The 15,218-nt window shown below is 35.3% G+C and carries 15 protein-coding genes; 4 read left to right on the forward strand and 11 right to left on the reverse strand.

Features of this window, described 5'->3' with window-relative positions:
• Positions 1 to 147: 147 nt before the first annotated feature.
• On the reverse strand, positions 148 to 360 hold the full coding sequence (locus tag LK994_RS11645) for a hypothetical protein (protein WP_229760257.1): 213 nt from the start codon (positions 358 to 360) through the stop codon (positions 148 to 150).
• Positions 361 to 527: 167 nt separating this feature from the next.
• Between LK994_RS11645 and LK994_RS11650 the strand changes: the two genes are divergently transcribed.
• The 3 genes from LK994_RS11650 to LK994_RS11660 are packed head-to-tail and all read left to right on the forward strand — an operon-like array spanning position 528 to position 3,791.
• Positions 528 to 1,382, forward strand: a complete 855-nt coding sequence (locus tag LK994_RS11650) for a UDP-2,3-diacylglucosamine diphosphatase (RefSeq protein ID WP_229760258.1) — start codon at positions 528 to 530, stop codon at positions 1,380 to 1,382.
• A complete protein-coding gene (locus tag LK994_RS11655; RefSeq protein WP_229760259.1) occupies positions 1,382 to 2,449 on the forward strand; it encodes a glycosyltransferase family protein in 1,068 nt (355 codons plus the stop codon). Before LK994_RS11650 ends, LK994_RS11655 begins: the two co-directional genes overlap by 1 nt.
• Positions 2,442 to 3,791 (forward strand): GH1 family beta-glucosidase, encoded by a 1,350-nt coding sequence (locus LK994_RS11660; protein ID WP_229760260.1) that lies wholly within the window; start codon positions 2,442 to 2,444, stop codon positions 3,789 to 3,791. Before LK994_RS11655 ends, LK994_RS11660 begins: the two co-directional genes overlap by 8 nt.
• On the opposite strand, the gene LK994_RS11665 is transcribed toward LK994_RS11660, so the two are convergent.
• The 6 genes from LK994_RS11665 to LK994_RS11690 form a co-directional block, all read right to left on the reverse strand.
• The gene (locus LK994_RS11665; protein WP_229760261.1) at positions 3,788 to 6,418 is read right to left on the reverse strand and encodes a PAS domain S-box protein; all 2,631 of its coding nucleotides are present in this window, start codon (positions 6,416 to 6,418) and stop codon (positions 3,788 to 3,790) included. The two genes, LK994_RS11660 and LK994_RS11665, sit on opposite strands and share 4 nt — an antisense overlap.
• 420 nt (positions 6,419 to 6,838) lie before the next feature.
• The gene (locus LK994_RS11670; RefSeq protein ID WP_229760262.1) at positions 6,839 to 7,279 is read right to left on the reverse strand and encodes a hypothetical protein; all 441 of its coding nucleotides are present in this window, start codon (positions 7,277 to 7,279) and stop codon (positions 6,839 to 6,841) included.
• A 129-nt stretch (positions 7,280 to 7,408) separates the two neighbouring features.
• Entirely contained in the window at positions 7,409 to 8,623 is a 1,215-nt protein-coding gene (locus LK994_RS11675; RefSeq protein ID WP_229760263.1) for an ice-binding family protein, read from the reverse strand.
• A gap of 177 nt (positions 8,624 to 8,800) precedes the next feature.
• On the reverse strand, positions 8,801 to 8,986 hold the full coding sequence (locus LK994_RS11680; protein ID WP_229760264.1) for a hypothetical protein: 186 nt from the start codon (positions 8,984 to 8,986) through the stop codon (positions 8,801 to 8,803).
• A 243-nt stretch (positions 8,987 to 9,229) separates the two neighbouring features.
• A complete protein-coding gene (locus LK994_RS11685) occupies positions 9,230 to 9,481 on the reverse strand; it encodes a hypothetical protein (protein WP_229760265.1) in 252 nt (83 codons plus the stop codon).
• 94 nt (positions 9,482 to 9,575) lie between these two features.
• Positions 9,576 to 10,124, reverse strand: a complete 549-nt coding sequence (locus LK994_RS11690; RefSeq protein WP_229760266.1) for a type II secretion system protein GspG — start codon at positions 10,122 to 10,124, stop codon at positions 9,576 to 9,578.
• 244 nt (positions 10,125 to 10,368) lie between these two features.
• Between LK994_RS11690 and LK994_RS11695 the strand changes: the two genes are divergently transcribed.
• Positions 10,369 to 11,529, forward strand: a complete 1,161-nt coding sequence (locus LK994_RS11695) for an IPT/TIG domain-containing protein (protein ID WP_229760267.1) — start codon at positions 10,369 to 10,371, stop codon at positions 11,527 to 11,529.
• Positions 11,530 to 11,739: 210 nt separating this feature from the next.
• On the opposite strand, the gene LK994_RS11700 is transcribed toward LK994_RS11695, so the two are convergent.
• The 4 genes from LK994_RS11700 to LK994_RS11715 form a co-directional block, all read right to left on the reverse strand.
• A complete protein-coding gene (locus tag LK994_RS11700) occupies positions 11,740 to 12,333 on the reverse strand; it encodes a hypothetical protein (protein WP_229760268.1) in 594 nt (197 codons plus the stop codon).
• Between the two features lie 82 nt (positions 12,334 to 12,415).
• Positions 12,416 to 13,764 (reverse strand): IS3 family transposase gene (locus tag LK994_RS11705; protein ID WP_229759599.1). Its coding sequence is split into 2 segments (ribosomal slippage): positions 12,416 to 13,426 and positions 13,429 to 13,764, totalling 1,347 coding nucleotides; the frame shifts between segments, so codons are not numbered across the junction.
• Between the two features lie 43 nt (positions 13,765 to 13,807).
• A complete protein-coding gene (locus LK994_RS11710; RefSeq protein WP_229760269.1) occupies positions 13,808 to 14,125 on the reverse strand; it encodes a hypothetical protein in 318 nt (105 codons plus the stop codon).
• Positions 14,126 to 15,010, reverse strand: coding sequence for a DUF488 domain-containing protein (locus tag LK994_RS11715; protein WP_229760270.1), 885 nt, complete (start codon positions 15,008 to 15,010; stop codon positions 14,126 to 14,128).
• Positions 15,011 to 15,218: the final 208 nt, after the last annotated feature.

Here is a 15,218-nt window from a genome sequence, read left to right on the forward strand (position 1 = left end):
AAAAAGGTAAATATTAATAATTACATCAATATTAGGAGCGAAAATAAAGAAAATATACAAGAGGGAAAAATAATACCGTTATCGAACGGTTAGTTGTGTACGAATAGTACACAATAAGTAGTATACAGCGTTGAGAAAAGATAATTACTATATGTTTTCGCTAATTGGTTCACCTAAGTACAATGAATCGGTTTCTTCACTGTATTTTACCTGTCTTACAATATTGCCTTCCTTTACATAAAACTTTTCATTCTCTTCTTTATCATTTTTTATTTCATTGATCAACCCGATCAATGCATCTACACCTTCCGGTGTATGCAGATCTTGAAATGCTGCTGTTGTAAAATAGATGTTTGACATAATGGTAATATATTGACGGGTGTTAATGTAATTTACTAAAATTTATAAGGTTTTCCTATCTTTTTCCCGGGATTAAAATATGTAGAAGATATTATCACAATTCCTTAATACTTAGGTAATACTATGGTAATACAGGTTTAGTTCTTTTGCTAAACCATCATTCCATTATGGAAAAACGTACTGTAGAAATTGCTGTCATCAGCGATTTACATCTGGGCACATACGGATGCCATGCAGAAGAAATTCTAAATTATTTGCAAAGTATTGCTCCGCAGATATTAATTCTAAACGGCGACATTATTGACGGCTGGCAATTCAGCAAAAGATACTTTCCTGTTAGTCATATGCAGGTAATAAAAGAAATAATGACCCTCATGAACAATGGAACCAGGATAGTGTACATCACTGGCAATCATGATGAGATGTTGCGTCGTTACTGCGATCTGCAGATCGGAAATTTTCAACTCACAGATAAATTCGTCATTGAAATAAACGGAAAGAAAGCCTGGTTCTTTCATGGTGATGTATTTGATGCTACCACAAAAGGAAGTGCTAAAATAATTGCAAAACTTGGCGGACATGGTTATGATCTGCTGATACTGTTAAACCGTTTCATCAATGCTATTTTAAAAATATTCGGCAGAGAGAAAATGAGCTTAAGTAAAAAAGTAAAAGATAGTGTAAAGAAAGCCGTTTCATGGATAGCAGATTTTGAACAAACGGCTGCAGAACTGGCCATTGCTAAAAAATATGATTATGTGGTATGCGGTCATATCCATCAGCCACAGAAAAGAGTGATAGAAACAAAGGAAGGAAATGTTATATATCTCAATAGCGGAGATTGGGTTGAAAACCTGACAGCACTTGAATACAATAACGATGAGTGGGAGATATATCAGTATGATGAAAAACAATTTTTAAAAGATCATGTACGTATTGTAACAAGAGATAAAAAGTTGCCCGGATTGAATGTAGAAACCAACGAAATATCCTTATTCATTGACACATTAATTTCTCAATAATGAAAATATTTTATGCCGTACAAGCTACCGGAAACGGACACATTGCAAGAGCAATAGAATTAATGCCCTACTTGCAACAATATGGTGAAGTGGATATTTTTTTAAGTGGAAGCAATAGCAGTTTGGATACCTCCCAAAAATTACCGGTAAAATACCGGAGTAAAGGCGTTAGTCTTTTTTACAGTAACAAAGGGGGCTTGGATTACTGGAAAATGTTAAAACATTTTTCACCGTTGAAAGTATTTAAAGAGGCTAAAGATCTGCCTGTTGAAAAATATGATATTGTGATCAATGATTTTGAAAGCATCACTTCGCACGCCTGCAGAATGAAAAATATTCCATCTGTTAATTTTGGTCATCAGGCAAGTTTTATGAGTGATAAAGTGCCACGTCCTAAAAAGAAAAACTTTGCAGGAGAGTTGATACTTAAAAAATATGCCCCTGCCAGATCATACATTGGTCTTCATTTTGAGCAATACGATGATTTTATTTTATCACCTGTAATTAAAAATAAGATACTGAGCGCAAGACCTGCAGACAAAGGGCATGTAACAGTTTATCTGCCCCATTACAGCGACCTGCAGTTAGCAAAAAAACTTAAAAATCTCAAGGATATCGAGTTTGAAGTATTTAGTAAAAGGGTGAAACAAAAAGAAGTGAATAAGAATATTACATTTCTTCCTATAGATAACAATGGTTTTAATGAAAGCATGATACACTCCAAAGGAATCATAACAGGCGCAGGATTTGAAACACCTGCAGAAGCATTATACCTGGGTAAAAAATTAATGGTACTTCCAATTAAAGGTCAATACGAACAGCTATGTAATGCGGAGGCTTTAAAAAATTTTAATGTACCTGTACTGGAAGAAATGGATGCTCTGTTTTCAAATAGCGTTAAGCAATGGTTAGATAGTGAGCAAAAAAAACTAACACTTCAATACAGTACAGAATCGATCGTATCAAAAGTAATTTATACAGCACGTGGCCTTAGAGAAGATCGCAGCAATCAATTATCTACCTATTTGGATATCCATCCTTCACTAAGCCGATTATTACTTGACTGATATTACGCATAACGATTTCAATAAGAATTTCCTTTGGGGAGTTGCTACGGCTGCTGCACAAATAGAAGGAGCCCATAACGTTGATGGTCGTGGAATATCTATATGGGATAGTTTTGCAAAGCGACAAGGTAAAATACAAAATGGACATACACCGTACCATGCATGCTGCTTTTATTATCGTTATAAAGATGATCTCTTATTAGCAAAAGCTTTGGGCTTTACTGTTTTTAGATTTTCCATTTCATGGAGCAGAATATTCCCTGAAGGAAAAGGGAAAGCGAATAAAGAAGGTGTTGCTTTTTATCACAGACTTATTGATGAATGTTTAAAACTTGAACTGATCCCCTTTGTAACATTGTATCATTGGGATCTTCCTTATGCTTTAGAAAAGGAAGGCGGGTGGACATCTGTATTTTTTATTCAATGGTTCAAACACTACGTTAATTTTTGTGCAAAGGAATATGGCGACAAGGTAAAGCACTGGATCGTGTTGAATGAACCAATGGGTTTTACCTCTTTAGGTTATATGTTGGGCAAACATGCTCCCGGTAAAACCGGGCTGACAAATTTTTTACCCGCTGTATACAATGCAACACTGGCACAGGCTGAAGGTGGTAATATCATAAGAAGCCTGATTCAAAAGGCATATATTGGCACCTCTTTTTCCTGTAGTGAGATCATTCCTCATACACCCAATCAAAAAGATATTGACGCAGCAAACAGAATAGATGTTTTATTAAACAGGTTATTTATAGAGCCTGCCTTGGGGCTTGGTTTACCCGAAGATGATTTTCCTTTGATGGAAAAGATCCATTTTCATTCGAAGAGCTGGAGAAACAAAACCAAATTTCAATTTGATTTTGATTTCATCGGTATACAAAATTATTTTCCGCTTACCATACGGCATAATTCATTGATCCCATACGTAAGCGCATCGGAAGTAAAAGCCAAAGCAAGAAAAGTTCCACATACAGCAATGGGGTGGGAGATCAACCCTGATAGTTTTTATAATGTGATAAAAAGATTTTCTGCCTATGATCCAGCTAAAGATATTTTGATTACTGAGAATGGCGCCTGCTTTAAAGACATACTAAGTCACGGGGTTGTAGAGGATGCTGCAAGGATCAGTTATTATCAGCAATATCTTACAGCAATGCATCTGGCAATTAAAGAAGGAATTCCGGTGAAAGGATATTTTGCATGGACCTTACTCGACAACTTTGAATGGGCAGAAGGATACAATGCCCGGTTTGGGTTGATACATGTAGACTTTGTAACACAATTGCGGACTATCAAAAAATCGGGCTATTGGTGGAGAGATTTTCTAACCCATAAAATTTAAACAGGAATATCTATCACAATTATACAACCATTGCCCGGCGAAGAAATTATTTCGAATTTGCCTAAAAACAATTCTGTCCTTCGTTTCATATTTGCCAATCCGATGCCGTCTTTAGCTTTGTTTGTATCGAATCCAACGCCATTGTCAGTTACCTTCATGTTAAGTTTATTGTTATTGATCGTTATAGCAACTTCAATGATCGTAGCTTTAGAATATTTCAGAATATTCTTTAATTGTTCCTGCAATATCCTGTAGAGATTTAATTGAATATCCTTACTTATGACATCCTTCTTTATGGCTACATCAAAATGAAACAAGATAGTATATTTATTTTCAACATTGAATGCATCAAGCAATCTGCCAAATGCTTCTTCTAATGTTGAGTCTCCAATAAATGCAGGCGCCAGCCGATGAGACAAATTTCTTATTTCATTTAAAGCCATTTTAATATACTCTTTACTTTGAGTATAAAACTTCATCCTTTCTTCAGGTATAGATTCTTTGATCATACCAAGAGTGATCTGGCTGGTTGCCAGTAATTGACATACATTATCATGTAACTCTCCTCCAATTTCATACCGCTCATCTTCCTGTGTTTTTATAATGGCTTTTATTATTTTGTGTTCATGTAGTTTTTCTTCCGTTACATCTCTCTCAATAGCGATCCAATGCGTATACCATCCTTTTTCATTTGCTACAGGATTTATAGTAAAATTGATCCAGAATTCTTCTCCATTTTTTTTGTAATTGATAGTAGTGATCTCACATGGTTCCCATTTTCTCAGGCATTCACCTAATCGGTGTAATTCTTTTTTATCAGATTTTGGGCCTTGTAAAATTCTCGGCGTTTTACCAATGACCTCTTCTGCTGTGTAACCGGTCATTTTTGTAAATGCTTCGTTTACATAAATGATCCGAGGACCAGGTTCATCCTGTGGTTCCGCTTCTGTGATCAAAACAGAATCGGTAGTGTTAGTAATTACAGATTCCAATAATTTCAGTTGCTGTTCTTCTTGTTTTCGTTTACTGATATCGGTGACCATAGCTAAAGTTCCGGCGTAAAATCCATGATCATCAAAAATAGGACTGGCCGATACCCGTGCCCAAATATGTCTGTCGTTTTTTGTAGTAAACTTAGATTCATATGTTTCTTTTTCTCCTCTTTTTCTTCTTTCAATTCGTGCTAATCCGATTTTCTGCTCATGTTCATCATTAAAGGACAAATTAGTGCGTCCCATCATTTCCTCCTTGTCATACTCAAGTATTGCACACATTTTGTCATTTACAAAAGTGGTCTTATTATGTTCATTTACCAGCCATATTCCTTCCTGGGCAGTTTCTAATATCTGGCGATATTTTTTTTCGCTTTGCAATAACTTTTTTTCACTTCTTTTTCTTTCCGTGATATTACGGGAATGACAGGCTGTACCAACGATCTCATTTCCTTTCATGATGGGATAGAAAGAAATTTCTGACCAAAATTCTACAGGACTATCTGTGTATTCAATTTCAGTGAAGATCTCTCCAGCAAATGCCCGTTCATACAATTTCCTGTATCGCTCTATTCTTTTTCCTGGAAACACAAGACTGAGGCTATCTTCTCCCTTTAAAAGTTTAACTCCAGACATAAATTCTACAAGATCAGAAAAGGGGCGATTGAACGTGAGCAGTTTGAAATTTCTGTCTACACTCCATAAGAGATCATGGGTATTATTAATAAGTGCATACAGGTTATTTTTATCAAATTCCATTTGCTGCTCTGCCATCTTCTTTTCAGAAATATCTGTAAAATTAGATACCATTGCATGCACACCCGGTTCATTCAACATATTGGTAAGTCTTGCATAACACCATATCCAGTGTCCGTTTTTGTGCAATACTCTTAGTTGCACAGTAAAGAACCTGCCATCGGTATCCAATATTTTTTGTCTTTTTTCTGTAAATTCCGGAAGGTCATCGGGGTGAATAAAATCAAAGCCGGATAATTGGCTAAGCTCATTCAATTCATATCCAAACACTTTTGTAATGGAAGGACTGATGTATAATAATTTCCCTTCTTTAGTAGAAAGCGTTATCATCTCTGCGCTTTTTTCTATGATTGCACGAAATCGATTTTCGCTTTCTTCAACTTTCCGGCGGGATATAACCTGCTCCGTTACATCCACAGCGAAGAAGAGTATTCCGTCTATCCTTCCATCAGAATTTCTGTATGGTTGGTAAACAAAATTCAAATAGTTATTTATTAATTTTCCTGTAACTGGTTCCTTAAGCTGTATCAGCATTTCATTTGCCCGATAAATTTCGCCTGTTGCATATACCTTATCTAATATTTCAATAAATCCTTGCCCTTCTACCTCAGGAAGAACTTCTTTTACCGTTTTACCGATTATATCTTTTTTACCGATCAATTGCAGGTAAAATGGATTCACCACTTCAAAAATATGATCAGGTCCTTTTAACATCCCCATGCTTGTAGGCGCCTGCAGGAACAGATCATGCAATTTCTTCCTTTCATTACCTAAAGTCTTGTCTGTTTTTTTTGTATTGATACTGTCGCTTACTTCATTTTCAGAAACCAGTTCAGTGTTTGCTTTGATCAACTCCTCCGATTGATTGCGTTTAGTCATAATTTAGCCGGGTAGTTTTTAATCGGTAAGATCTGGTTGTGGTTAAAAAACATTTGTACACACTGTGTGTATGTAATGCTTTTGTCTCTTGCAGCACTTTTTGCTAAGTTTTAGCCTTTAGTAAAGGTTAGCAACTTTATCAATTAGATAGTTACATAATTATGAGAAATGGTTATATTATTCACACATTGTATATTCTATAAGTAACAATAGGCTGTTGCCCTGATAAAGAAAACGTTTCCTGTTTATCAGTAAAAGAAAATGAATGATAATAGTATAAACTGATATAAAACTATCCGAATGCTTGTACAGGGAAGTATGCGCTATTACGCATTAATTATAATGAGAGAGGACTAACACTGCTTTCAATTTCCTGATCAGCAGCGGTAAGGCAGTATTGTATTTATTTTCTGGTTAAGATCAATCTTCGTCATCTGCAACAACAGGTACTTTTTCTTTTATATGCACCATTGTTTGTTCAATATCAAAAGTAAGACTAATGGTATTATTCACTTCCCAGTTCCCTGTTTTGCTATACTCAAAATCGAAGCTGTATTCATTTGCAATTGTACGGGGTTCCCATGTGCCATTATATAAAGCATATAAGATGGCTTTAATTTTATGCTTTCCTTTTGGTGTTTTTACCGTTACACTATTTGGTTTGGATTGTAATTTTTCTGTGCTTTCACCAATCTGTTCATCATCGCTGTATACTATCAATTTTGATACATGATCGTACCCTTCTTTGGTATTTTTTGTTACAAATCTAAACGTAAGACTAACATCCTGCTGAGCTTCTGCTATTGTTGGCAATAAACAAATACAAAGAAATACAATGAGTTGAAATACTGATCTTTTCATTTTACTATTTTTTATAAATGTAATGGTTATTGGCGGGTATGTCAATACCCTTGGGTGGGTATTTATTACATACCCACCAATAGCAGGAGAGAAATTAGCAGAAAAAACATTGTTTGGAAGAAAATCCTTTTATTGCTTATTGATCTTTATTGTTTTTTTGATCGTATCATCAAAATAGGTGAGTGTATACATGCCGCTTTTAACCTCGTTCATTTTTATGTGAACGCTATTACCTGCAAATGAGATCTGTTTCAATTTTCTGCCGGTCATATCTGAAATAGTTACTACCTGATTTTTGCCCGGTGTTCCTTTTACCAGTAAGGTTAAATTGTTATGTACTGGATTAGGATATACTTTTACGTAAGACAGTAAAGATGCTTTCATACTAGCTGTAACAATGGGTGAGTAGGTAATATTCCCTGCATCTGTGGTCATTTTTAAACGATAGTAATTCAATCCGGAAAAAGGAGATTCATCATAATAGCTATATACAATTGGTTTTCCTGCTGCATTCATTGTACTCAATGAAACAAAGTTGATCCCATCTGTACTTCTTTCTACGCCAAACACATCTCCGCCTGTTTCTGTTTCAGTTGTCCACTCTATTACGTTCCGGTAACCTGCATTTGTTGCTTTAAAATTTGTCATCTTTATTGGAGCCGGAAACAGATCGGGGATCACCATATTATTATGGATAGCAATTGCTCCTGCACGTGAAAGGCCTCTGCCCAAAAGAGATGCGCCATTCAATAAAGTAATAGCTCCGTTATTTACAACGTTGCCTCTGAAAACAGAATTATCACCCAATATAAATTCACCATTTATCTGCCAATATACATTCGATATAGCTGCAGAATTAATTACTGATACATTAGTTAATGTGCTGGTGGTAAATGCTCCATCGATCTGAAAAATAAATAGTGCATTGGGATCACCCTGCCCATCAAGCGTTAAGCTTCCGTTTAAAGTAGATGCTGCTCCAAGACAATACACATTGGGTGTTAGTATCTGGTTGTTGCCCAGAGTAGTTGTAAGCACTGCTCCACAAGTAAGCCCTTTTAAATAAGTATACGCTGTATTTACATCTAAAGCTGCCTGAACCGAAGTTGGATCTGCTACATGAATGGCCCCGGAAACTGTTCCCGGAGGAAAACCGGAGAATACCCCAACATTTGTTCCTATATCACCTGTTACATTTGTTGCACCTGTGCTGGTAAATGCACCATCTGCAGTAAAAAGAGCGAATCCTGAAGCTGTTCCCAGGTCAGGTGTTTGTGCAAAATTTATATTCGGACATGCTAAAATACCGATGATTATAAAAATTTGTAGTAATATTTTTTTCATTTTATAGGATTTAAATTGTACCGTATTTGATACTATGTAAAGGTTGAATTCTTTTTAAAAAAAGGTATTACAGAACTTTAGTTATTTCTTACATGATTCACAGTTTTTAGAACAATTCGCAGCAAAGTGATTTTGTGATAGAGAAATCAGCAGCAAAGAAAGAAGGATCGTTTATTATTAAAAAGGAAAGGGATGGTATTTCAGGCTCATTGCAGTATCGGTCATACTATCTACTTGTTTATAATTAGCAGAAGGTATGTTATTATTTTTCTTAGAGCCGGTAGCAAACAACAAAATACCTACCAAAATAATTAACGGAGTTACTAAATGTTCAAATGAGATCTTTTTGAATGCTTTGATCATAAAAATGAGATGCTGTTGGTAAAATAATTGCAGCTTGATTGTAACGGACTTAATTATTTTTTAGAGCACAAAAGTAAGTTTGCAAAATTGAAGGATGTTACATATCAACTGAAACTAATTGCATAATCCACACATTCGGATAAAAATTGTATTTCTTATTTTAAATAATAAGTTCTGAGTTCGGAAACTCAGGACAGTGAAGTTTTATATTTGATGAATACTACGGATAGCGAGGAGGAATGCTCAATTTTTATATAATGACAACTTATTTACAAAGTCATCAATTTTTATTGTAATAGATTCATTTTCCTCAATTACTAGATTTTCACTAATCGTTACGTTGTTAAGTTTATAATCAATCGGAACATCGAAAACATTGAAGGAAAATTCTTGCTTTTCAATTCCCTTTGTTTTGCTATCGATTATAGCATTCAGTAACATAGTAACTAAATCTTTGCCACCTTCCAATTCAATCAGATCTTTTATCGATATCATGTTGCTTTGTATTATTTCTCTAACAGCAGGGAAGCAATATTTATTCTCTTCCTAAATAAAATGATTTAGCCGTCAACCTTACCTGAACATTAATTTATAAAGTTTTTACAACTAACCTCCTTATCAATCCATACTTATGAACACTGGTATCTAAAACCGGATAAATATCGTCATCTGTATCTATCTTTCCATCTATACCAACAGAAAAGAGCCTGTATTTTTCTCCGATCTTTTGATATTCGAATGTTGATTTTACATCGTTGTCCATCTTTCTTACAAGAAGAGGATCATAAATAGATAATGTTGGATCTACTTTAATTAATTGTTGCAGACTATCAGGATATTGACCATTTTCTATTTTATAAAATTCCACGTTTCTAAATAAGCTATTTAATTCTATCTGTGCTATTTCGGCAAAACCTTTTGCTGTTGCCTTGCCATATTTTAAATTGTAAAAGAGGAGAGAGTACACTGTAATGGTAAACAGTATGCCAAAATAACCGATCAGTATGAATTTTTTGTCCTTATATTTTGTGATGCCCTTTATTATCATTGTTATTCCAACGATTGCGCCAATCAACGGCAAAAAACAAAGTAAACCGAGCCAATAGGGAGGAGTTATAATAGTGTTTTTCTCTGTCATGCGATAAATTTAAAACTATTTCTTCAGTTTCCTCCAATAGGCGCAGGACAGCTAAAAAACGAAAAATATTTTTTATTTTTGTACAACCTTCATTCCCTGAACAATGAAAAAAATAATCTTTTTCCTCTGTATTGTAATCTCAAGCATTAAAAGCTTAGCTCAATTTCCACCCACCATCAACTGTATTAATGCAAATGTAGGATCAACTCAAGCTTCGATTATCGGGTCCAATTTTACCGGACCAGTGTCAGTATTTATAATGGGGCCAAGCCCTATGACGAGTTATTCTGTAATGAATCCCAATGTCATAGAGGTTAATTTTGCAATTCCTTTACAACCCGGTAGCTATGTATTGCAGGTTTATACTAATTACGGACAGGCTAAATTGGTGTTTAGTCCTTTTGCTACATTGGCTGTAAATGGGTTTCCGCTAAATACCAAAATTGGTCCCGGAGATACACTTACATTAAGTACCAGTTCTTTTATTGGTAACTATTCGGGTACATTGATGTCTAAAACGTGTGGAACAGTTTCGAGTTATATGATTTCGCAATCGTTGAATCAAGCTAAGTTTGTAATTTTTTCCGACTGTCAAGGTGATAACCAAATGTATATGCATTACCAGCCCGAAGGTTCTTGTCAGAGTGCTGATGCAGATATAGGGGGAATTACTTTTGACGCTACACCTGTTATCAGTTCGGTAGACCCACTAACCGCAAGAAAAGGGGATACCGTTACCATCAAAGGAAAATATTTCAACATACCTAACAACCCTGCATTACCTGAAATATCTTTTGGTGGTGTAAAAGCGGATACTGTTATTAAAGTTGCAAATAATATACTTAAAGCGGTTGTAGGTGCAGGAGCATCCGGTGATATTTTATTAAAAAATGCATTGAACGTTTCAAGTACTTATACCGGATTTACATTTGTTGATACCGCAAAAAAAATATGCCCCGGAAGTACTATCACCCTTACTTCTAATTGGGAAGGGATAGCAATTTGTTGTGGCTATGCTTATTATTGGCAGGTAGATGATGGCACAGGCTTTAAAGACCTATCAGATGGTTTGTATTATTCAGGAGTGCACCAACGTACCCTTACTATAAGCAATATTCCTTCTTCCTTTGCTGGTTATAAATATCGTTGCTTAACAAATGTTGTTTATTCATTTACCCACACGATTAATTTTGTAAATACATTCTTAACTACTGCTACTAATCATAATTGGGAAAATGCAACAAGCTGGAGTTGTGGCACTGTGCCTGATGCCTATACCGATGTGGTCATTGATGGACCTGTTGTTGTAAACATAAATTCAAATAAAGTTTGCAGAAGTCTTACACTTAAAAACGGAGCAAGCTTGAATGTATTACCAGGTGTACATTTAACGATATTATATTGATTCATTTACCCATCACCTTGGTTTGTGGCACTCGAAAAGAGGCTTGGATAAAAGGGGGCTTTTAAATTTGTGCCGTTGGTCGGAGACCAGACGGCGGCATGTTGTACTTGTTACAGTTGGCTTATGTGGGATATTGGAGCACCTACAGCGGCGGAAAAGTTGCTATTTTGAGTAAGGCGAAGGAATTGCTTGGGATGTTAGTCCACCTTTTTAGAATAATTTTAATTGAGCTTCAGGTTTTACAGGTTTAGGAAATGTAGGATGAAATGTTCCAATAATTACAAATGGGTTTGGATAATTTTTTACATGACTTTCATATACTGTGCCTAAGAAAAGGTATAAGTCTTTAGTTAAAGTAAAATCATCCCAATATTTTTTCTTTACATCTTCACACGCTCTTGTTTCTCTGTCATGACCGTCATATTTTTCCAACTGTCGCCAGTATAATGCTCCTATTTCCCAATCCTCGATCATCAATTTTGAAATAGTTCCAGCATCATCTTTAAAACGATAAGAAAATTTGAAAGGAAGTTTATTAACGACTTCAAATGGATTGTCTGCGTTTTGAAATAATTGCAACTGCTGAGCTTTTGCTTTTAAAGTAGCCAATTTTTCTTTATCCCATTCACGATCTTCTACAGGTTCAATAACAAAACCTAATATTTCTGTCGGTTTAAAAGTTGCTAAAGATGTTGCAATGGTTTTATCTTTTGCTTCAGTAATAAGCGTAGTTAGATTAGTATAAACCTTTTTAAGAACTATATCTTTTCTTTCCTGCCAACTGTTACCTGTGTATGTCGTCAAATCAAAGTGAACTTTCTCTTAGAGAGTGTTTCGTGATTTAAAGATACTTTTTATTTTTAGTTTTATAGTGTACAGATTAAAATTAAGATGCTATTTTTTGTCTTAAATAATTTTGCCTTCTTCTTTGAAGCGTTAGCATTTTTATTCTTTGCCTGTATTTAAAAATCTCTTCTTGCCTTCCGTAATAAACATCTGCCGGTGTGACATTCCCAAGAGACTCATGATAGCGTTCATGATTATAGTAGTGTACAAAAGCCGTTAATGATGCTTCCAGTTCTTCAGGGCAGTAGTAATTATCCAACTTAACAACGTTTTTCATTGACCGATGATAACGTTCAATTTTCCCTTGTGTTTGCGGATGATTGGGCCTGCCATGTAAAAGTTTCATTTTCTTGTTTTGTAAAAAGATTTTGAGTTCTGATGCGATATAGCAAGCTCCATTGTCCGATAATAACTTTGGCCTGAACTCATTTGGCAACTCTGAAGCCTCCAGGGCTCTATTAACTGTTCGTTGTACATCCTCTGTTTTCATTGTCTTACAGAGTTCCCAATGAACAATAAAACGGCTGTAATCATCCAGTACTGTACTCAGATAATACCATCCCCATCCCAATATCTTGAAGTAAGTAAAATCTGTTTGCCACATTTCATGAACAAAGCAGGTCTTTTGACTAAATTCATTTCCTGCTGCTAACAAAATATGTGAAGGGCTGGTGATTAACCCTTTGGCCTTCAAAATCCGGTACACGCTGGATTCTGATATGAATATTCCTTTTACATCACTGAGTTTACAGGATAATTCTCTGGGTGATAACTCGGCATATTCCAGCGCAATCTCCACTACAAGATTCTTTTCAGACTGTGGTATCGTATTCCAGCGTTGCCGGGTAGCACGTTTTGATTCAAGGCCATTAGCACCCTTATCCAAATAAGCTTTGTACCAATTGTAAAACGTACTCTTGTTGATCCCCAACTGTACCAAAGTTCTGTTTACTCCCAGTTCTGAACGTTCAACCAATTGAATGATTTCCTCCTTTTCTGCTACTGATAATCTCATACGACGTTGATATTTTTCGCTTACTCCAAGATGGTTAAGCTTTTTTTTACAATGTCATAGCGGAGCATCAGATCAGCTACCATTTCTTTTAACCTTTGATTCTCTTTACGTAGTTCAGTTACTTCGTCACTAGTAGCTTCACGAGTAGTATCACCATTAAGGCGTTTCTTACCTGCTTCCATGAACTCTTTATTCCATTTGTAAAACAATGCCTGGTTAATCCCATGTTTACGACATATCTCTGCGGTAGAGCTTTCACCTCGTAGTGCTTCCATAACTATAAGGATCTTTTGTTCGGAGGTGAACAATCGCCTAGTCCTGCGACGGATGTCTTTAATGAAGTTTTCTGTGGACTGTTTTTGTTTCTTTTCCATGTTATTCTATTTTAATGATGAACAATGGAAATACTCTCTAAAATTAACTTATTTTTAGTCCAGTTTTAGCTGACGATTTACAGTTACCTGTATTAATATGTCCAACTACATTGAATGCAGTTTCAATAGATTTTGGTTTATAGCTTTCCGGACGAAAATCACCCGTGTTCTTTGTCAAATCGATTTCAACCCAATCATATTTACTGTAACGTTTATCGTAATCTAATTTTCGAAATGGGATAGGGAAGATCCTTATCCATTCGCCGGTTTCTAAAAAGCCAGCAGTGCATACTAATTCATCATACTTAGTGGAAAGCGAAGGGTATGTCTTTACTGCAATTAATACTTTAGTTATAGCCATTTATATATGCTTTAGTTCATAATGCCAATTTGGTAATTGGGTAATTGCCTCTGCCAGGTGTTTACGATGACATTGACAAATATTGGCTTCAAAGCAGGTTAAGGCTATTCGTTGTTTTTCTTGTAATAAGGTTAGTATAGTTTCTTGTGTAGAAACTGTATGAGGAAGGGTCTTCTTTTTATAATTATTAAAAAGCGTATCGTAATCGCTTTGCACTTTTAATTCCTGACGGTATTCAGATTGGATACCAACATCTGCAAAATGGATATATTCTATATTTAAACCTTCACAATAACGTATTAGTTGACTTTTAGAAAATCCAAATTTCTGACTCATCGGATTATTGCGTACATCAACTAACACTCGTATATCATTTTGTATCAGTTTATTCAAATAGGCTTCTAAAGAGATTCCTTCATAGCCAATTGTATACAATGTTGTATTGGTTAGAGTAGACCGAACTGTATTGATTTTATGTAACTGTTCTTTGGTTAAAAGTCTTTCCGCAACTGTACTGTTAATTGCGTAGTAAGGATAATTAATATAAGTATGTTTCATCAAGCCATCGCTATTCATTTTGTTGTAAAGTGAATATGCCTGATTTACTAATTGCTTATCATCCTCATTCAATAGAGCTAAATAATTTTTATTGTCCTTCTTTGAATAGCCTGTTTCATCCTCTGATAAGAAATCTCTTTTCACCATTGCAAACAGATCAGCTTTTGCAGAATGAGAATAACAACCGTATAGATATGGGATAAAATCGTAAGCTGGCGCTTTTTGCTTATTACATACCAAAAACAATAATTTTTGCAGATTAATTTTATCTAACCTGCCGCCAAATACTTGTAATAGGGCTAATATTATTTTTCTACGGTAGAACATTTTGCAAAGATACTTTAAGTTTTTTAGTGATAGGTTACGGATTGTGCATTTGTTTATAATTAAGCAAGATGTAAAAACTGTCATTCTGAGCTCTATTAGTGGCAATGTCTCCAGCACGGGACATTGTAACAATTATAAAAGATCTAGTGTTAGTTATAGGTCGCAACGTATTCGGCTCTGCATAGGCTGGGAGAGAGACGTTGCTTAG

It is taken from the genome of Ferruginibacter lapsinanis, assembly GCF_020783315.1.
GTDB lineage: Bacteria > Bacteroidota > Bacteroidia > Chitinophagales > Chitinophagaceae > Ferruginibacter > Ferruginibacter lapsinanis.